This is a genomic window from Pseudomonas syringae group sp. J309-1 (assembly GCF_032582135.1).
GTDB lineage: Bacteria > Pseudomonadota > Gammaproteobacteria > Pseudomonadales > Pseudomonadaceae > Aquipseudomonas > Aquipseudomonas quasicaspiana.
Map to the genome: position 1 here is coordinate 1 of NZ_JAWHNU010000069.1, position 19,663 is coordinate 19,663.

The following is a 19,663-nucleotide window of genomic DNA, read 5'->3' on the forward strand; positions in this document are numbered from 1 at the left end:
CGCGATCGCGGGCAAGCGCGCTCCTACAGATGAAAAAGTACTCCAAATCAAATAGTTGTAGTTTGTTTGATAGGAGCTGCCAGAGGCTACGAAGCATTCATCCTGACACACCGCTATCGCAGCTTTCGGCAGCTTCTACAGGTCCATTGGTCTCCGCGAGACAGCGCGGTACCTTGAACTTTTAGTTTCCTGAAAACTTAAACACGGTCGTCTGGGTATACGCCTTGCCCGGATCCAGTCGGGTGCTCTGGAATTTCGGCTGGTTCGGCGCGTCCGGATAGTGCTGGGTTTCCAGGGTGAAGGCGCCCCAGTGCGGGTAGACCTTGCCACCTTTGCCATGGATGCTGCCGTCCAGGAAGTTGCCGGTATACAACTGCACGCCAGGCTCGCTGGTGAACAACTGCAGGCGTCGTCCGGATTGTGGGTCGATGACTTCGGCAGCCAGTTTGCTGACGTCGCCTTTGGTGTCCAGTACCCAGTTGAAATCAAAGCCGCCTTGTTTCGGCTCGGCATATTTCAATTGCTGATGGTCCGCCTTGATGTTCTTGCCGATGGCCGTAGGCGTCAGGAAGTCCATAGGCGTGCCTTTGACCGCAGGCAGTTCGCCGGTGGGAATCAGCTTCTCGTTGACCGGCGTGTAATGCGAGGCGTGCAGTGTGGCGACCTGCTTGAGTACGTCACCGTTACCCGCGCCCGCGAGGTTGAAGTAGCTGTGATTGGTCAGGTTCAGCACCGTGGGCTTGTTGGTGGTGGCGTTGTAGTGGATGCGCAGCTCGTTCTTCTCATTGAGGCTGTAGGTCACCTCGGTCTTCAGCTCGCCGGGGAAGCCCATTTCGCCATCCGGTGACACATAGGTCAGTTTTACGCCCACCCAGCCATTCTCATTACTGGGTTCGGCTTTCCATACCCGCTTGTCAAAACCCTGAGTGCCGCCGTGCAAGGCGTTGGTCTTGTCGTTCTGTGGCACCTGATAGGTCTTGCCATCAAGGCTGAACTTGCCATCCGCCAGGCGGTTGCCGAAGCGGCCAATGGTCGCCCCGAAATAGACGGTTCCGTTGTCCTGATAGCCTTTCACATCATCGAAACCGAGCACCACGTCCTCCACCTTGCCGTTCTTGTCCGGCAGGAGCAGCGATTGCAGGGTCGCGCCGTAGGTAATGATGTTGGCTTCTACGCCATGGCTATTGCGCAAGGTGTACTTCTCGACCGCAGTGCCATCGGCTGTCTTTCCAAAAGCGCTGTGTTCATTGGTAAGGCTGGCCGCGTTGGCCGTGAGGGTCGCGATCATCAAGGACAGTCCGAAGCTGCTGAGCAGTGAAGAGGGTTTCATTGAATGTACCTTTTTTGTTGTTGTGGTGGGGCTGCACCGAACCTTCGATGCGGGCCGGGTTCTCGCTGGGTTTGGTTTATTGGTCTGACTATTCATCCCGTTCAATGGTGATAAAAGGATTTATAGCCGATAAAACGTCACTTGAAAATTTAATCGTAATACTATTTGATGGTCATATGAATTTTGTAGCAGCTGCCGAAGGCTGCGATCTGATGTTTTTCCAGTAGATGACAGATCGCAGCCTTCGGCAGCTCCTACAGGCAGCACCATAGGCAGGTTTGACAGCCAATCATGTGATGATTAGCCTTAATTCGCGGAATGGCCGCGTGGTGAGGCGCATCACATGAGCAGTAATTTTCATGCGTCTACAGTCGATTGGCTGGGGGCGTGGATCGCGGCGGGTAATGTGCGGCCGGGTCAGGTGCTGAAAGTCGAAGCGGTGTTGGCTGAAGAATTGGGTGTAAGCCGTACGGTGATTCGTGAGGCGATCAAAACACTGGTCGCCAAAGGACTACTGGAAGTAGGGCCCAAGGTGGGCACACGGGTTTTGCCGTTGCGCAGCTGGAATCTGTTTGACCCACAAGTAGTGAGTTGGCTGGCGCGCAAAGGTCTGCCGGAAGATTTTGTGAAGGACCTGCTGGATTTGCGCAGGACTATCGAGCCCATGGCGGTGCGTTGGGCGTGCGAGCGGGCCAGCGCTGAGCAGATCAGCGAGATTCAATCGGCGTATGCGGCATTGGCAGTATCGGTAGCGGACATGGGCGATTACAACCTGGCTGACCGACGTTTCCATGAGGCGGTTCTGGCAGCCAGCCATAACCGCTTCATCGAGCAAATGCTGCCTGCGCTGGGGGCGTTGCTGGCCGTGTCGTTCGAAGTGTCGTCGGCGGTACCGGGTGAGCTGGGTAAAACCTTGCCACTGCACAAGGATCTTGCCGACGCGATTGCCACTCGTGATGCGGCGCGCGGCGTATGGGCCTGCATGGCATTGATCGAGCAGGCTGCCGGGGTGATTGCCGAATCGTTTGCCCGACAGGCTTTGGCATCAAACAGCTTCACCGACTAACGTTGTACTGATAACCGAACACCCTGAGGCATTTACAAGATGCACCAGGAAGCACCTAAAAAAACAAGAATAAAGGACACTTTCATATGCAATGGCTGCCTGTTTCAGCGCACCGTTTCATGCTGGGCGAAGGCTCGTTCTGGGACGCAGAAACCCAGACCCTGTATTGGGTCGACATCGCGGCGCGACTGGCCTGTCGCCTGTTCGAAGAGCAGTATCAGCAATGGCATCTGCCCGAGCCTGTTTCTGCCTTTATCCCCTCTCTTCGGGGCGATGCGCTGGTAACGCTGGCCAGCGGCGTCTACCGCCTTGACCTGGATTCTCCTGGCTATACGCCAAGCCTCACCCTGTTTTGCAAGGCCGACCCGGTTGACGGTAATCGCGCCAATGAAGCCCGTTGCGATGACCATGGCCGCTTGTGGCTGGGGTCCATGCAGAACAATCTCGACGAGGAGGGTGGCGATCTTCCAATCACCCGACGTTCTGGCGGTTTGTTCAGAGTTGATACCGATGGCGCTGTCACGCCTTTGCTCGAAGGCCAAGGCATCGTCAACACCTTGTTATGGAATGGGAAGGGCGATGAGCTTTACAGCGCCGACAGTCTTGATGGGGTGATCTATCGCTACCCGATTCTTGTCGATGGAAATCTTGGGGGGCGCTCGATCTGGGCTGCGGAGCATGCTCGTGGCGTTCCGGACGGCTCGGCGATGGACGTCGATGGCTACGTATGGAATGCACGCTGGGGCGGTAATTGCCTGATCCGCTTTGCGCCGGACGGCAGTGTTGACCGGATCGTAGAGTTGCCGGTCAGTCATCCCACCAGCTGCGTGTTTGGCGGTCCTGATATGACCACGCTGTATGTCACCAGCGCGGAGCCGGGCGATGCGCATGGTCAATTTGACGGTGCGCTATTGGCGACAAATGTCGGTATCAAGGGTTTGCCGTCGACGCGTTTCGCTGGCTGACGGTTGTAAGCAAAAAGCTTGTTTTATTACCTGAAAAGGAGCGTTCCATGTCGGTGCTTTAGGATGCGTGACACTAGGTTACATTCCGGTCATTGATAATATGATATGACTGTTTTGTTCTTGTTTTGATGTCGTTCCGGATTGCCTTCGGGTGCGGATGACCTCAACACAACTCATTGCTGGACGCTGTAGCTATTCAATAAAAATAAGGAGTTAGCTATGTTGAGTCGTCATGGGATCCGTTCCCTTTGCTGTGCCGCTGTTGCCACTGCTGTGCTGGGTCTGTCGGGTGGTGTATCTGCCGCTGACAAAGTCAAAATCGGTTTCCTCGTGAAACAGGCCGAAGAGCCGTGGTTTCAGACCGAATGGGCCTTTGCTGAAAAAGCAGGTAAGGACCATGGTTTCGAAGTGATCAAAATTGCCGTGCCTGACGGCGAAAAAACCCTTTCCGCTATCGACAGCCTGGCCGCCAATGGAGCCAAAGGCTTCGTCATCTGCCCGCCCGATGTATCCCTTGGCCCTGCGATTGTTGCCAAGGCCAAAGCCAATGGCCTGAAAGTCATGGCCGTGGATGATCGATTTGTCGACGCCAGTGGCAAGTTCATGGAAGACGTCCCGTATCTGGGCATGGCCGCGTACGAAGTCGGCCAGAAACAGGGCGAGGCCATGGCCGCTGAAGCGAAGAATCGTAATTGGGACTGGAAAGAAACCTACGCGATTATCAACACCTACAACGAACTGGACACTGGCAAGAAGCGTACCGATGGTTCGGTAGATGCGTTGAAGAAAGCTGGCTTCCCGGAAGACCATATCCTCTTTACTGCGCAAAAGACCCTGGATGTACCTGGCAGCATGGAGTCCACCAACTCGGCGTTGCCTAAACTGCCTGCCGCAGCGAAAAACCTGATCATTGGCGGCATGAACGACAACACCGTTCTGGGTGGTGTGCGTGCAACGGCTGGCGCGGGCTTCAAACCTGCCAATGTGATTGGCATCGGCATCAATGGCACTGACGCTATCGATGAATTGAAGAAGAAAGAAAGCGGCTTCTTCGGCTCGATGCTGCCAAGCCCGGATAAAGAGGGCTACAACACCGCGCTGCAGATGTACAAGTGGGTGACCACCGGCGAGGAGCCTCCTAAATACACCGCGATGGATGACGTGACACTGATTACCCGGGCGAACTTTCAGGAAGTACTGACCAAGATTGGTCTCTGGAAGTGAGAGTGCGCGAGGTGCGCACTCTCTAGCACCCGGGAACCCTGTAGGAGTGAGCTTGCTCGCGATAGCGGTGTATCAGCAAATGAAGTGTTGACTGACCCGACGCCATCGCAAGCAAGCTAGCTCCTACAGGGAATCGCGTCTTGATCCGGACAGGAGGTTCCATGCAACCAGCAGCAATAAAACAACCGCTCCCCGCAGGCAGCCTGCGCTTCAACGGCATCGGCAAGACCTTTCCCGGCGTGCGCGCACTGTCGGAGATTACCTTTGAAGCGCGTCCCGGCAGCGTTCATGCGCTGATGGGCGAGAACGGAGCGGGCAAGTCCACGCTTCTGAAAATACTGGGCGGCTCTTATCAGCCGAGTAGCGGCAATTTGTCGATCGGTGACCAGGCCTACAACTTTAAATCCACTGCCGACAGCATTGCCGCAGGTATTGCAGTCATTCACCAGGAGCTGCAACTGGTCCCGGAAATGTCCGTGGCCGAGAACCTCCTGCTCGGGCACATGCCGAGCCGCTGGGGCATGGTCAACCGCCGCGCCATGTTGCGTCAGGCGCGGGAGCTGCTCAAAGGGCTGGCCGACGAGATTGATCCGTCGACCCGGCTCGGTGACTTGTCCCTTGGCCAACGGCAACTGGTTGAAATCGCCAAGGCCATGTCGCGTAACGCCCATGTCATTGCATTCGATGAGCCCACCAGCAGTCTGTCGGCACGGGAAATCGATCGTTTGATGGCGATCATCGTCAAGCTGCGGGATGAAGGCCGGGTGATCCTTTATGTGTCCCATCGCATGGAAGAAATCTTCCGGGTCTGCGATGCGGTCACAGTGTTCAAGGACGGGCGCTTCGTGCGTACCTTCGAAGACATGGCCGAACTGGATCACGACCGGCTGGTGACCTGCATGGTCGGCCGGGATATTCAGGATATCTACAACTACCGGCCGCGACAGCATCAAGGGCCCGGCTTGCGGGTCACTGGATTGCTTGGCCCGGGTTTGCAGGAACCCGTCACTTTCGCCGTGCAAAAAGGTGAGGTGCTTGGCTTCTTTGGTTTGGTGGGTGCTGGTCGTACCGAGATGTTCCGCATGTTATCGGGCCTGACGCGCAGCAAGGCCGGCACGTTGCAGATTGACGGCAAGAACCTCGAACTGCGTTCCCCTCGTGATGCCATTGCCGCGGGAATCCTGCTATGCCCAGAAGACCGCAAGAAAGAAGGCATCGTGCCGCTCTCCAGCGTTGCCGAAAACATCAACATTGGTGCGCGTCCACGCCACGTGACGATGGGCTGCCTGATTCAGGGACGCTGGGAGAAGAGCAACGCCAAACATCAGATTCAGGCGATGAACGTCAAAACACCTTCGCCGGATCAGCAGATGCTGTTTCTCTCCGGGGGCAACCAACAGAAGGCGATTCTCGGGCGCTGGCTGTCGATGCCCATGAAAGTCCTGCTGCTGGATGAGCCGACACGAGGCATCGATATCGGCGCCAAGTCCGAGATCTACCAGATCATTCATAACCTGGCAGCCGACGGTATCGCAGTGATTGTGGTGTCCAGCGATTTGATGGAAGTCATGGGTATTGCCGACCGGATTCTGGTCATGAGTGAAGGCGCTATCACCGGCGAGCTGAATCGCGACGAAGCGGATGAAGCGCGTCTGTTGCAACTGGCCTTGCCGCGAACCCGTGTCTGACACGGACCCGCTACGCGTAGCACAAGCAGAAAAACAAGAATGAAAAACAAGAAAGAGGTGCGTATGTCTACCGAATCCAGTCTGACGGCTCCACGTCAGGGCCTTAACGTGCGTCGTTTCATTGATGACTGGGCGATGCTGATGGCCGCCGTTGGCATCTTCGTGCTTTGCACGCTTCTCATCGATAACTTCATGTCCCCCCTGAACATGCGCGGCCTGGGGCTGGCGATCTCCACGGTGGGCATCGCTGCCTGCACGATGTTGTTCTGTCTGGCGTCAGGGCATTTCGATCTTTCGGTCGGCTCGGTGCTGGCCTGCTCAGGGGTGATCGCCGGGATTGTGATTCGCGATACCGACAGCCTTTTTCTCGGTATCTCCGCCGCCCTGGCCATGGGGCTGGTGGTGGGGCTGATCAACGGCATTGTGATTGCCAAGCTGCGCATCAACGCACTGATCGCGACTTTGGCGACGATGCAGATTGTTCGTGGCCTTGCGTACATCTTTTCCAACGGCAAGGCGGTGGGTGTTTCCAACGAAGACTTCTTCGTGTTCGGTAACGGCCAGCTGTACGGCGTGCCGGTGCCTATTCTGATCACCATCGTGTGTTTTGCGTTTTTCGGCTGGCTGTTGAATTACACCACTTACGGCCGTAATTCTCTGGCGATAGGTGGCAACCAGGAAGCAGCGTTGCTGGCCGGTGTGCATGTGGATCGCACCAAGATCATTATCTTTGCAGTGCATGGTCTGATCGGTGCGCTGGCGGGCGTGGTGCTGGCGTCGCGGATGACTTCCGGTCAGCCGATGATTGGGCAGGGTTTTGAGCTGACAGTGATTTCGGCGTGTGTGCTGGGCGGGGTGTCGCTGAGCGGCGGGATTGGCATGATTCGCCACGTGATTGCCGGGGTGTTGATCCTGGCGATCATCGAGAATGCGATGAACCTGAAGAATATCGATACGTTTTATCAGTACGTGATTCGCGGGTCGATTCTGCTGCTCGCGGTGATCATTGACCGGATGAAGCGGCGCTGAGGCGGTGATTGCAGATAGACCTTAGTGCCTGCATCGCTGGCAAGCCAGGCTCCCACATGAGACCGCTTCCTCCTGTGGGAGCCTGGCTTGCCAGCGATTCAGGCTCCGCAAGTTCAGGCTCGCACTGCAAACTCCTTCTGCAAACCCAACCCCCCTCAATAAATTAAAGTTGGCGCTCGCCTCTGAACTACTTAGAATGATTCTCATTTTAAGTAGTGACTCACAGTGAGCGGTTGACGATGAGGGAAGCAGCAGGGCCATTGGAGCCCACCCTGGAAAGTTTCTACCGCGATCACCGCAGCTGGCTGGAAAGCTGGCTGCGCGGTCGCCTTGGCAATGCATGGGATGCTGCCGATTTAAGTCAGGATACGTTCGTCAAGGTACTGGCCAGCCAGCACAGCGAACCTCTGGCTTCATTGCGTGAGCCGAGGGCCTACCTGTTGACGGTGGGCAAGCGCCTGTTGATCAACCATTACCAGCGTCGCAATGTCGAGCAGGCCTATCTCCAGGCGCTGGCGACGTTGCCTGAACACGTGATTCCTTCACCTGAGCAACGCTGGGTCTTGCTGGAAACCCTGCAGGCACTGGATGAATTGCTCGATGCGCTGCCTTTGCCGGTACGCCGGGCGTTTCTCTGGGCGCAACTGGAGGGTCTCAGCTACGCACAGATTGCGGAACGCTTGCAGGTCTGCGAGCGAACGGTAAAACGTTACATGGCTCAGGCTTACACCCACTGCCTGATGGTCGAGCTATGAGCAGCGCGGCGCCGTCCCGGCAGATTGCTGAAGACGCAGCGGACTTTCTGGTCCTGCTGGAGTCCGGTAGCGCCAATGCCGAAGACCGGGCGCGTTTGCAGCGCTGGCGTGAGCAGTCCAGCCATCACGAGCAGACCTGGCAGAAAGCCCAGGGCTTGCGTCAGCGGTTTGCCGGGCTGCCACCGGAGTTGGCAATGGCCAGCCTTGACCGCCCTGACGCCGGACGCCGTGCCGTTCTCAAGCGCGCCTTGATTGTCGCCGCGCTGTTGCCTGCGGGCTGGTTGCTGGCTCAACAGACCCCGGTTGCCGCGTGGCGCGCTGATCTTCGCACTGCGTCGGGCGAGCGGCGGGATCTTCGTTTGCCGGATGGCAGCCTGCTGCAGCTGAGTACCGCATCAGCGTTGAACATGGATCTGGAGCAGGGCAAGCAGTTGCTGTCGCTGATCGAGGGCGAGATGGCGCTTAACCTGGCCGATAATGTTCCGGCGATGACCATAAGGACGGCTCAAGGGCAGGTGTTCGCCACTGGTGCGGAGTTGTGTATTCGTCAATTCGGGCAAAGCTGTCAGGTTTCCGTGTGGCGCGGCACGGTGGAACTCACGCCGCAACAGGGCCCGTCCATGCAACTACAGGCTGGCCAACGAGCCATCATGAGCGCCGAATCGATTACCTCTGTGCAGCCTTTTGATACCCGTCAGCCCGGCTGGCGTCAGGGCGTACTCAGCGTTGAAAATCAGCCACTGGGACGTTTTCTGGAGGAGCTCAGCCGCTACCGTCCGGGCGTTCTGCGTTGGGAGCCCGCGCTGGAGTCGCTAAAGGTCACCGGCACTTTCCGCCTTGATGACACCGACAAGATATTGTTCCTGCTTGCCGCCACCCTGCCATTGCGAGTGCAAACCCGGACGCGTTATTGGGTGACGCTGGAAGCGCGCAAAGTTGCTGCTTGAGCTGACAGGCTGTTCCTTATAGGCATCGCGCTGTCGTGCAGAAAACACAGGACCTGTAGGAGCTGCCGAAGGCTGCGATCGCGGTGTATCCGAAGAAATGCTTCGCAGCCTTCGGCAGCTCCTACAGAAAATGCATTTCAATCCAGCAGTTTGCATGCTGTTTGATTGGATTGAGGTGCTTCAAGTCAGTGGCTTGCAACAACTGCTATCCCGCACGATCAACACTGCCGGGAACCGATGCGACTGCACCGGTTCACCCGCTATGCGTTGCATCAGGGTTTCAACTGCGCGCACGCCTTGGGCATGCATGCTGGTGCTGATACTGGTCAGTTGCAGGTGAGCAGCCAGTGGCGTGTCGTTGTAGCCGATCACCGCGATGTCCCGTCCGGCCACCAGGCCGCGGTTGCGCAGGGCACCGAACAGGCCGATGGCCAGAAAATCGTTGACGGCAAAAATCGCCGTTGGCGGTTGCGGCAGGCTCAGCAAATACTCTCCCGTACTGAACCCCACCTGGCTGTCGAACTGACCGGGGACAATGTATTTCGGCGCAATGTCGATGCCGCGCTCGCGGTAGTAGTCCACGAAGCTGGCGGTACGTTCGCTTGAGTTGCTGCTGTGCACTTCGCCAGCAATCACTGCGACGTTTGTATGGCCCTGTGCAAATAAATGCTCGGCTGCGAGGCGACCGCCCATTTCGTCGTCCGAGGTCACCGAGCAATGCTGACCGCGTCGGCGGCTGACCAGTACGAAGGGCACATGCCGTTCCGCCAGTTCCTCCAAAAAACCCGGCTCCGGGGTGCAGTGCACGTCGCTGATGATCAACCCCTCGACATTACGCGCCAACGCGCGCTCTGCCAGTTCCCGCTGGCGTTCCGGACGGTCGAAGGTGTTGGCAACAAATGAGGTATAGCGTCGCGCGCTGGCGGTTTCGTCGATGCCTTCATAGACCGTGGCCAGCACCAGGTCGGAAAGCCTCGGAACCAGAATCGCGATCTCGCGGCTGTGCCGCGTTTTCAGGGTGCGGGCGTGGGTGTTGGGTTGGTAATCAAGGCTGGCGGCGAGGGCGCGAATGCGTTCGATGGTGTCTTTGGACGCGGCCCTGCCTGCATGGTCAAGGGTGCCGTTGAGCACTCGCGAGACCGTTGAGACATGTACGTTGAGTTGCTGGGCAATACCGCGAAGTGTGGCGGGACGTCTATTCATGGAGTAGGCCTCGTAACGCGTATTTCGCCGACGGTTATGCGCAGCATGGCCTGTGCTTCCATGAGATCAGGATAGTTGCGCCAGCATGGAGCGCTGCGTACCAAAAGATTGCATGAACTGCTGCGCAACACTACCCAAACGTTTGGGTAATATTTTTCAGTGATTTTTAATGGTTTTTAACTTGCTGAAAGTAATCAGTTTTTTCTGCGCGATTGGTCTTTCACGATTTGCAGAGAAAAAAGTTGGTATGTCCATTGCGTTGCACCTGTCAGCTCTCCTTACCTGACTGATGGGAAACTCGCCATGACGCATGCTTCAGTAACCCGCGCACGTAGTTTTACCCGACTGGCACTGGCCTGTTCGGTAGCGATCGGTGCCTTGTCGCCACTGGCCGCGATGGCCGATAGCACCTTGCGGATCGCCATGACAGCAGCGGACATTCCGCTGACCCATGGCCAGCCGGATCAGGGGTATGAAGGCAACCGTTTTACCGGGATCACGATCTTTGACTCGCTGGTTGAGTGGGATCTGTCCCAGAGCGAGAAGCCCAGCGCGTTAGTGCCAGGGCTGGCTACCGAGTGGGCGGTCAATCCCGATGACCACACCAAGTGGATCTTCAAGCTGCGTCCGGGCGTGAAGTTCCACGACGGCTCGGCATTCAATGCTGATGCAGTGGTCTGGAACGTCAACAAGGTGCTCGACAAGCAGGCTCCGCAGTACGCCCCTGGGCAGATTGGCGTAACCGTTTCCCGTATGCCGACCCTGCGCAGCGCGAAGAAAATCGATGACCTGACCGTCGAGCTGACGACCAGCGAGCCGGATGCCGTGCTGCCGTACAACCTGACTAACTTGTTCATGGCTTCGCCCGTGGCCTGGCAGAAAGATTTCGCGGCCGTTCCAGCCGCCACGACTGACCCGGCCGAGCGCTCCAAGCAAGCCTGGACCGCGTTCGCCAGCCACTCTTCGGGCACTGGTCCGTTCAAGATGAACCGTATGGTGCCGCGTCAGGTACTGGTGCTGGACAAGAACCCGGACTATTGGGACCCCAAGCGTGTGCCCAAGGTTGATCGCGTCGAATTGATCCCGTTACCAGAAGCCAACGCCCGCACAGCGGCGCTGTTGTCCGGTCAGGTGGACTGGATTGAAGCACCGGCACCGGACGCCATGGACCAGATCAAGAGCAAGGACTTCAAGATTTATTCCAATGCTCAGCCGCATCTGTGGCCGTGGCAGTTCTCCTTTGCACCGGGTTCGCCGTGGCTGGACAAACGCGTGCGTCAGGCTGCCAACCTGTGCCTGGACCGCAGCGAACTGAAGGCTTATCTGGGCGGCTACATGCAGGAAGCCACGGGTACCTATGAGAAAGATTCGCCGTGGTACGGCAACCCGGCATTCAAGATCAAATACGATCAGGAAGCCGCGCAGAAACTCATGACCGAGGCGGGTTACAGCAAGGCTAAGCCGATCAAGGTCAAGGTCCTCACTTCGGCGTCCGGATCGGGGCAAATGCAGCCATTGCCCATGAACGAATACATTCAGCAGAGCCTCAAGGGTTGCTACTTCGATGTGGAAATCGCCGTCACTGAGTGGAACACCCTGTTCAGTGGCTGGCGTCTGGGCGCCAAGGATCCTGCGGCGCAGGGTGCTAACGCAATCAACGTCAGCGCAGCGGTCATGGACCCTTACTTCGGCATGGTGCGCTTCGCCAGCGAGAAGGCGTTCCCGCCGGTCTCCAATAACTGGGGCTACTTCGCCAACCCGGAAGTCGAGAAGTTGATCACCACCGTGCGCAACTCTTTCGATCCGAAAGCGCTGGATGAAGCCGCTGGCAAGCTCAATGCCGCCATCGTTGATGAGGCTCCGTTCCTCTACGTGGCGCACGACGTCGGGCCACGCGCCATTTCGCCAAAAATCAAAGGCGTTGTGCCTGCGCAGAGCTGGTTCATCGACCTGACGCTGGTCTCCAAACAGGACTGAGAAGCCTGAGACCTTCAGCCGGTCCTACAGGATTGCGCAGAACCTGTGGGAGCGAGGCTTGCCCGCGATGCATGAGACGCATCTGGAAGACATACCGCGTCCTCGTTTATCGCGAGCAAGCCTCGCTCCCACATAAAAACCGTGTGAGGCGACCTTATGCTTTCCTATATCTTGCGGCGCATTTTGCTGGCGACGCCGATTTTGCTCGGCGTGGCGCTGGTGTGCTTCATGCTCGTGCAAATGGCACCCGGCGACCCGCTGGTTTCTGTGATGCCACCGGACGCGTCCGAAGCGCTGCGTATGCAGTTGATCCAGGCCTACGGGTTCGACAAACCTCTGCCTGTGCAGTTTGGCCTTTGGCTATGGCACGCCGTTCAGGGTGATTTGGGGATGTCGATTGCCAGCGGCCGTCCGGTCACTGCAGAAGTCATGGGCGCCGTGGGTTACTCCTTGCGGCTGGCGTTACTGGCAACGTTGATCGGCTTTGTCCTTGGCAGCCTGTTTGGCTTTGTGGGCGGTTATTTTCAGGACAGCTGGCTTGATCGTGTGGCATCGGCCATTTCCGCAGTGGGTGTCAGCGTGCCGCACTACTGGCTGGGCATGCTGATGGTGATCATCTTCTCATCACAGTTGGGCTGGCTGCCGGCGACCGGTGGCGGGCCACTGGGCCAGGCCGCCTGGGCATGGGACTGGGCGCATCTGCAGTTCATGATTCTCCCGGCGATCACCTTGTCGGTCATCCCCACCGGGATCATTGCCCGTACCGTGCGGGCTCAAGTGGCGGAAACACTGTCGCAGGAGTTCATCATCGGTTTGCGTGCCAAAGGCCTGAGTGAGTGGGGCCTGTTTCGCCATGTGGTGAAGAACGCCGCGCCCACCGCCATGGCCGTCATGGGCTTGCAGATTGGCTATTTGATGGGCGGCTCGATTCTGGTGGAAACCGTGTTCGCCTGGCCCGGTACCGGCTTGCTGCTCAACTCCGCGATCTTCCAGCGCGACTTGCCCTTGCTGCAGGGCACGATCTGGGTCCTGGCACTGTTTTTCGTGGCACTCAACCTGCTGGTAGACATCCTGCAGACGTTGCTCGATCCACGTATCAAAAGGGGCTGAGCATGAACCTGTCGATATTGCGACCGGCCGCGCCGGTCATTGCTCCCGTCGAAAGCTCGCCGGGCTACTGGAGTGAAGTGTTCGGCCGCGTGCGCCGGGATCCGGTGGCGTTATTCGTGGGCACGATCATTTTCGTATTACTGTTGCTGGCTGTTTTCGGGCCATGGATCGTTCCGGGGGACGCGTTTACCACGTCCATGTTCAAACGCTTGAAGCCAATCGGCACCGAAGGCTTTCCGCTGGGCACCGATGAGTTGGGCCGTGATCTGCTGTCGCGGCTGATGCTGGGCGCGCGCTTGTCGCTTTTCATGGGCATCACACCGGTGATTTTCGCCTTTTTCATCGGTGGCGCGATCGGGGTGATTGCCGGTTACTTCGGTGGCTGGCTGAACAGCCTGATCATGCGCACGGTGGATGTGTTTTACGCATTTCCGTCGGTGCTGCTGGCGATCGCTTTTTCGGGTGCGTTGGGGGCCGGGGTCAACAATGCCTTGCTGTCACTGACACTGGTGTTCGTGCCGCAAGTGGCGCGGATTGCCGAAAGTGTCACTACCCAGGTGCGCAATCGGGATTACATCGAAGCGGCACGTGCGTCGGGGGCGGGTTCCTTCACGATTATTCGCACCCAGGTGCTGGGCAATGTGCTGGGACCGATTTTCGTGTTCACCACCGGACTGATTTCCGTGTCGATGATTCTTGCTTCGGGCCTGTCGTTTCTCGGGCTGGGCGTCACGCCACCGGAGCCTGAGTGGGGCCTGATGCTGAACACCCTGCGTACTGCGATCTACACCCAGCCACTGGTTTCGGCGTTGCCGGGCGCGATGATTTTCATCACTTCGATCTCTTTCAACGTGCTCGCCGACCGTTTGCGGGCAGCCATGGCAATCAGGAGCTGACGATGACCAAGCGCGATATTGGCGGTCCAGCGCAGCCACTGCTGAAAGTGGAAAATCTGGTCAAACACTTCCCGGTCAAAGGTGCGTTGGGTAAACGCAGCGTGGTTCGTGCCGTGGATGGCATCAACTTTGTCGTCCACAAGGGCGAAACCCTTGGTGTGGTAGGTGAGTCCGGCTGCGGCAAGTCCACCACGGCTCGGCTGTTGATGCAGTTGATTGAGCACGATAGCGGCGAACTGGTCTTCGACGCCATGAGCGTCGGTGGGCTCCAATTGCCGTTGCGAGACTACCGCCGTCAGGTGCAAATGGTCTTCCAGGACAGCTATTCCTCCCTGAACCCGCGCCTGACCATGGAGCAATCCGTAGCGTTCGGCCCGTCCGTACACGGCGTTAGCCAGAAGGATTCCTTGCTTCGCGCCCGCGACCTGCTGGGCCGGGTGGGACTGGAGCCGACGCGCTTTGCCGGTCGCTATGCCCACGAGCTTTCCGGCGGGCAGCGTCAGCGGGTAAACATCGCCCGTGCACTGGCGGTGGACCCGCGTCTGGTGATCCTCGATGAAGCCGTTTCGGCGCTGGACAAATCTGTGGAGGCGCAGGTTTTGAATCTGTTGCTGGACCTCAAGGACAGCCTGCAACTCACTTACGTGTTCATCAGCCATGATTTGCACGTGGTGCGCTATTTATCCGACCGGATCATGGTCATGTACCTGGGCGAGATTGTTGAGATCGGCCCCGCAGAAGCCTTGTTCTCGGATGCCCAGCACCCGTACACCCGGGCGCTGCTGACGTCCATGCCATCCATGGATCCGGCCAGTCGAACGCTGGTATCGCCGTTGTCCGGCGATCCGCCCAGCCCGATCAATCCGCCGTCAGGCTGTCGTTTCCACACCCGCTGCCCACACGCGGAAGCGATTTGCGCGCAGACCGCTCCGGTGCTGACTGACACGGGGGACGAGCATCAGGCGGCATGCCTGATGGTCCAGCCGGGAGCAGGGCACAGCCGCAGTCCATCGGCGCAGTTGATTCACAGAGGAGCACTGGCATGAGCGAACAACCCATGGTTGCCGTGCGTGACCTCAAGGTCCGTTTCAAACGTGGAGGGCAGATGTTATCAGCGGTCAATGGCGTCAGCCTGGAAGTGGCCAAGGGTGAAGTCCTGGCGCTGATCGGTGAATCCGGTTCGGGCAAGAGCGTCACGTTGAGGGCCTTGATGCGCCTGCATTCCGAGCGCTCGACCACCATCGAGGGACAGATCGATATCGCCGGGCAGAACCTGATGAAACTGTCCCGCAGCCAATTACAAGCGTTGCGCGGCCCTGTGGCGTCAATGATTTTTCAGGAACCGTTGCTGGCGCTTGATCCGGTTTACACCATTGGCCAGCAGATCGTCGAAGCGCTGCGCCGTCATCGGCCGATGTCCAAAGCCGAAGCCCGCGCGGCGGCACTTGAGGCCTTGCGCAATGTGCGCATTCCCAGCCCCGAGCAGCGTCTCGATGCCTACCCACACGAGATGTCGGGGGGTATGCGCCAGCGGGCGATGATTGCTTTGGCGCTGGCCTGCAAACCGCAGATTTTGCTCGCGGACGAACCGACCACAGCGCTGGACGCCACCGTGCAGATACAGATTCTGATCCTGCTGCGCGAATTGCAGCAGGAACTGGGTCTTTCGATCATCTTCGTGACCCACGACATTGGTGCTGCCGTTGAGGTCGCTGACCGTGTGGCAGTGATGTATGGCGGGCGGATCGTCGAGCAGGCGCCTCTGGCCGAATTGCTTGAGAACCCCCGGCACCCTTATACCCAGGTCTTGCTCGGTACCCGTCCCAAAGACGGCCTGCGTAAAGGCGAACGCTTGATCAGCATTCCCGGCGCACCTCCTGATCTGGCTAATCTGCCGACAGGCTGTGCCTTCGCCCCGCGTTGCCCGCGCGCCAGTGAGATTTGCCGCAACGAAGTTCCGGCTATCGAGGACATTTTTGCTGAGCACTCCGTGAGCTGCCATCACTGGAGTCAGGCCCCCGTTCATTCCGTTTGTGAGTCCATGACATGACCGATTCTGCGTTTGCTTTCATGCCCTATCCCCACGTTGATGTACCCCGTGCGGCCAGCGGCCCGTTGGCGGGTTACACCTTTGCCGCCAAAGACCTGTTTGACGTAGCGGGTTATCCAACCGGAGGTGGCAACCCCCATGTGTTGGCCATGTCCGGGATCAAGACGCTGACTGCGCCGACCATCCAGCGCTTGCTGGACGCTGGTGCCGAACTGGTGGGCAAGGCGCACACCAATGAAATGGCTTACTCAATGAGCGGCAAAAACGCTCACTACGGCACCCCACGCAACGGCGCTGCCCACGACCGGATTCCGGGAGGCTCGTCGTCGGGCTCTGCATCGGCGGTCTCCAATCATCTGTGCGATTTTGCCATGGGCAGCGACACCGGCGGCTCGGTGCGAACCCCGGCCAGCTACTGCGGGTTGTTCGGATTGCGCCCGAGCCATGGCCGGGTGTCGCTGGCAAACACTCAGGCGCTGTGCGAAAGCATGGACACTGCCGGGTATTTTGCCCGCGAGGCCAAGGTGTTGGGCCTGGTGGGGGAGTGCTTGCTGGGTGAGGATTCGGCGCCATTGCCGGAGGCACCGAAACTGGTGATCAGCGAGGCGTTATTCGACCTGTTGCCCAAGGCATCGCTGAATGTATTGGCTCCGGCCATCGCACACATCACCGCTTGTTGTGGACCGCTGGAAAAGCTCGACAGCGAGCTACCCTCATTGACCGAAGCCTATTGGGCGTTCCGTTACATTCAGGGGCGTGAGGCCTGGCAGGCGCAGGGTGAGTTGATTGAACGTGAAGGCCTGGCATTGGGTGCAGATGTCGCGGCACGTTTTGCCTGGTCAAAGGCGGTCACTGACGAGCAGTACAAAGACGCCTGTGCGTTGCGCGAACGGTTTGCGGCGCATTGGAAAGAGCTGCTGGGTGATCGCGTATTGGTGATGCCCACCGTCCCGGATATCGCGCCTTTGCTCAGTGCCAGGGATGAAGAGATCGAAGAGACCCGGCGTATTTCCCATCACTTGCTGGCGATATCGGTGCTGTGCCGTACGCCGCAATTGAGCATGCCGCTAACGATGAAAGACGGGGCACCGCTGGGCATTTCACTCATGGGCCCGGTAGGCAGTGATCTGAGCCTGGTGAAGCTGGCGGTGAAGATTGCTGTGGCGCAGGGCCTGTAGCAGCCAACACTGGACCTCGGTGAGCGCTCATCAAACATGAAATAACTATCCGGGCTGGGAATGCTTTTCTGCTGTAGGAGCGCTCTTGCCCGCGATTGCATCGGGTCAGGCAACACATTTTTCGCTGACGCACCGCAGCTTCTGGATGCGGCCCAAACCAAACTGGACCATTACAAGCGCGCTCATAGAGGGCCCCGTTTGCTGAAAGACAGTGCTGTGTCAGGGACACGGGGCGATCTCCTACAGGACTGCGTTCAATTCTGCGGCTGGATGTCGTTTGAGAGATTACAAATCAAGCCAATACCAAAAAAATTGGAGAAACCATCATGACCACCCCGTTCACCTCGACAACATTGCTCACTTCCAATGCTCCGCTGATCAACAGTCAGCGCCTCTGGCAATCATTGATGGACCTCGCGCAAATAGGCGCTACGGTCAAGGGCGGCGTCTGCCGCCTGGCACTGACGGACCTTGATCGTCAGGCCCGGGATCTGTTTGTCAAATGGTGCGAGGAGGCGGGCTGTACGGTGAGCGTCGATGCCATCGGAAATATCTTCGCCCGGCGTCCCGGACGCAATCCTGAGCGCGCACCGGTAATGACTGGCAGCCATATCGACACACAGCCTACGGGCGGCAAGTTCGACGGCTGTTTTGGGGTGATGGCCGGGCTGGAAGTGATCCGCACCCTCAACGATCTGGGGCTGGAAACCGATGCACCGGTGGAGGTCGTGGTCTGGACCAACGAAGAAGGCTCGCGCTTCCCCCCGTGCATGATGGGCTCGGGGGTGTTCGCAGGCCAATTGGACCTGACCGAGACACTGGCCAAGCAGGACGAGCAAGGTCTGGTAGTCGGTGAAGAGCTGCAGCGTATTGGTTATGCGGGGAGCAGGGCTGTGCTCGGTCATCCGGTGGGTGCCTACTTTGAAGCACATATCGAACAGGGTCCCATTCTCGAGGATCAGGCAAAAACCATTGGCGTGGTCATGGGCTGTCTTGGGCAGAAATGGTTCGATCTGACCCTCACCGGCGTCGAGGCCCATGCGGGGCCGACGCCCATGTCCCTGCGCAAGGATGCGCTGGTCGGGGCTGCGCAGGTCGTCGGTGCGGTCAACCGCATTGCGTTGCAGAGTCAGCCTCATGCCTGTGGCACCGTGGGATGCCTGAACATCCATCCGGGCTCACGTAACGTAATCCCTGGCGAAGTGAAGATGACCATTGATTTTCGGCACCTTCAGGCTGACAAGCTGCAGGCAATGGTTGATGAACTGCGGCAAGTGATCGAAAGCACCTGCGCCCAGCATGGCCTGAGCCATGAGCTGACACCCACGGCAGACTTTCCGCCACTGGACTTCAACAGCCTGTGTGTCGACGCTGTTCGCCAGGGAGCTGCGCAACTGGGGCTTAGCCATATGGATATCGTCAGTGGTGCGGGGCACGATGCTATTTTTATCGCCGAACTGGGACCAGCGGGGATGATCTTTGTGCCGTGCGAAGGCGGTATCAGTCACAACGAAATCGAAAACGCGACACCCGAAGATCTGGCGGCTGGCTGCGCAGTGCTGCTGCGAGCGATGGTAAGTGCTGCTCAATAATGCCGGGATGTCCATCCATTAGTGGGGCTTGCCGGACTTATGAGCCGCTGACAATGCCCCGTTAATTACTGCAGTAACTTAATTAATAGACGGATATATCTATTTGCGATAATCGTTACAACAATAACTTCAAATGAGGGTATCTGATCAATTCAAACGCGAGGTAACGAAGATCAGGCGTAAAGTCGCCAGCGCAATGGCTTCAGCCTCGCCCTTGATGTTTTCGAGTTGGGTATTCCTGCTGTCGGCCTTGCCTGATTCACTGCTGGCGTCAGCCAGCCGACTGATTTGATACAAGTCGGTAGTGATGCCGTGCAGGTTGTTTTGCAGGCGTTCGATCAGGCTGTCCAGACGATCAGTGCCGTTCAAGCCATCGCGAGCAGGCAGGCTTGAGGACAAATCGTCGGCGCGAGACTCCCCGTTGACGAGGGGTAAACGAAGGCCGGTCACCACATAGGCCACATCGATGCCACCGTTGGCGATTCGGGATAGATAATCGGCCCTGGGGTATCGCAAGCCATTCTCGTAATTGCCTTGCGCATTTGTTTCAACACCGCCAATCGAGCCCAGCGCACTTTGTGACAGTTTGAGTCGCAGGCGTTCTTCTTTCAGACGTTGACCGATTTTAGTCATGGCGGCTTTCCGAGCAGTTA

18 protein-coding genes are annotated in these 19,663 nt (G+C 58.1%); 15 read left to right on the plus strand and 3 right to left on the minus strand.

Features of this window, described 5'->3' with window-relative positions:
• Positions 1-181: 181 nt before the first annotated feature.
• The gene (locus tag RX972_RS25655) at positions 182-1,330 is read right to left on the minus strand and encodes an aldose epimerase family protein (protein ID WP_263267207.1); all 1,149 of its coding nucleotides are present in this window, start codon (positions 1,328-1,330) and stop codon (positions 182-184) included.
• Here RX972_RS25655 and RX972_RS25660 point away from each other — a divergent pair.
• The 8 genes from RX972_RS25660 to RX972_RS25695 all read left to right on the plus strand — a co-directional run bounded on the left by RX972_RS25660 (position 1,330) and on the right by RX972_RS25695 (position 9,004).
• Positions 1,330-1,557, plus strand: a complete 228-nt coding sequence (locus RX972_RS25660) for a hypothetical protein (RefSeq protein ID WP_316879657.1) — start codon at positions 1,330-1,332, stop codon at positions 1,555-1,557. The genes RX972_RS25655 and RX972_RS25660 overlap by 1 nt on opposite strands.
• A 116-nt stretch (positions 1,558-1,673) precedes the next feature.
• Positions 1,674-2,396 (plus strand): FadR/GntR family transcriptional regulator, encoded by a 723-nt coding sequence (locus RX972_RS25665; RefSeq protein ID WP_122807425.1) that lies wholly within the window; start codon positions 1,674-1,676, stop codon positions 2,394-2,396.
• 86 nt (positions 2,397-2,482) lie between these two features.
• Positions 2,483-3,361, plus strand: coding sequence for an SMP-30/gluconolactonase/LRE family protein (locus tag RX972_RS25670; protein WP_316879661.1), 879 nt, complete (start codon positions 2,483-2,485; stop codon positions 3,359-3,361).
• A gap of 219 nt (positions 3,362-3,580) precedes the next feature.
• Complete coding sequence (locus RX972_RS25675) at positions 3,581-4,585, plus strand: substrate-binding domain-containing protein (RefSeq protein WP_027902020.1); 1,005 nt, start codon at positions 3,581-3,583, stop codon at positions 4,583-4,585.
• 161 nt (positions 4,586-4,746) lie between these two features.
• Positions 4,747-6,273, plus strand: a complete 1,527-nt coding sequence (gene araG / locus RX972_RS25680; protein WP_027902021.1) for an L-arabinose ABC transporter ATP-binding protein AraG — start codon at positions 4,747-4,749, stop codon at positions 6,271-6,273.
• Positions 6,274-6,336: 63 nt separating this feature from the next.
• A complete protein-coding gene (araH, locus tag RX972_RS25685) occupies positions 6,337-7,302 on the plus strand; it encodes an L-arabinose ABC transporter permease AraH (RefSeq protein WP_027902022.1) in 966 nt (321 codons plus the stop codon).
• Between the two features lie 239 nt (positions 7,303-7,541).
• Positions 7,542-8,057, plus strand: coding sequence for a sigma-70 family RNA polymerase sigma factor (locus RX972_RS25690; RefSeq protein WP_099269518.1), 516 nt, complete (start codon positions 7,542-7,544; stop codon positions 8,055-8,057).
• Complete coding sequence (locus tag RX972_RS25695) at positions 8,054-9,004, plus strand: FecR family protein (RefSeq protein WP_316879662.1); 951 nt, start codon at positions 8,054-8,056, stop codon at positions 9,002-9,004. The genes RX972_RS25690 and RX972_RS25695 overlap by 4 nt, the downstream gene beginning before the upstream one ends.
• 180 nt (positions 9,005-9,184) lie before the next feature.
• Here RX972_RS25695 and RX972_RS25700 read toward each other — a convergent pair whose 3' ends face one another.
• A complete protein-coding gene (locus tag RX972_RS25700; protein WP_122704188.1) occupies positions 9,185-10,207 on the minus strand; it encodes a LacI family DNA-binding transcriptional regulator in 1,023 nt (340 codons plus the stop codon).
• A 303-nt stretch (positions 10,208-10,510) separates the two neighbouring features.
• On the opposite strand from RX972_RS25700, the gene RX972_RS25705 reads away from it, so the two are divergent.
• From RX972_RS25705 to RX972_RS25735, 7 genes are all read left to right on the plus strand, one after another.
• The gene (locus RX972_RS25705; RefSeq protein ID WP_099269521.1) at positions 10,511-12,184 is read left to right on the plus strand and encodes an ABC transporter substrate-binding protein; all 1,674 of its coding nucleotides are present in this window, start codon (positions 10,511-10,513) and stop codon (positions 12,182-12,184) included.
• 156 nt (positions 12,185-12,340) lie between these two features.
• A complete protein-coding gene (locus tag RX972_RS25710) occupies positions 12,341-13,294 on the plus strand; it encodes an ABC transporter permease (protein WP_027900787.1) in 954 nt (317 codons plus the stop codon).
• Between the two features lie 2 nt (positions 13,295-13,296).
• Positions 13,297-14,190 (plus strand): ABC transporter permease, encoded by an 894-nt coding sequence (locus RX972_RS25715; RefSeq protein WP_027900788.1) that lies wholly within the window; start codon positions 13,297-13,299, stop codon positions 14,188-14,190.
• 2 nt (positions 14,191-14,192) lie between these two features.
• A complete protein-coding gene (locus RX972_RS25720; protein ID WP_122398437.1) occupies positions 14,193-15,236 on the plus strand; it encodes an ABC transporter ATP-binding protein in 1,044 nt (347 codons plus the stop codon).
• A complete protein-coding gene (locus RX972_RS25725) occupies positions 15,233-16,240 on the plus strand; it encodes an ABC transporter ATP-binding protein (protein ID WP_263267202.1) in 1,008 nt (335 codons plus the stop codon). Before RX972_RS25720 ends, RX972_RS25725 begins: the two co-directional genes overlap by 4 nt.
• Entirely contained in the window at positions 16,237-17,418 is a 1,182-nt protein-coding gene (locus tag RX972_RS25730; RefSeq protein ID WP_316879671.1) for an amidase, read from the plus strand. The genes RX972_RS25725 and RX972_RS25730 overlap by 4 nt, the downstream gene beginning before the upstream one ends.
• Before the next feature lie 326 nt (positions 17,419-17,744).
• Entirely contained in the window at positions 17,745-19,010 is a 1,266-nt protein-coding gene (locus RX972_RS25735; protein WP_316879674.1) for a Zn-dependent hydrolase, read from the plus strand.
• Between the two features lie 147 nt (positions 19,011-19,157).
• Here the strand turns inward: RX972_RS25735 and RX972_RS25740 are convergent, their stop codons facing one another.
• Positions 19,158-19,643 carry a helix-turn-helix domain-containing protein gene (locus tag RX972_RS25740; protein ID WP_122704198.1) on the minus strand — a complete coding sequence of 162 codons (486 nt, stop codon included), beginning with the start codon at positions 19,641-19,643 and terminating at the stop codon, positions 19,158-19,160.
• Between the last annotated feature and the right edge of the window lie 20 nt (positions 19,644-19,663).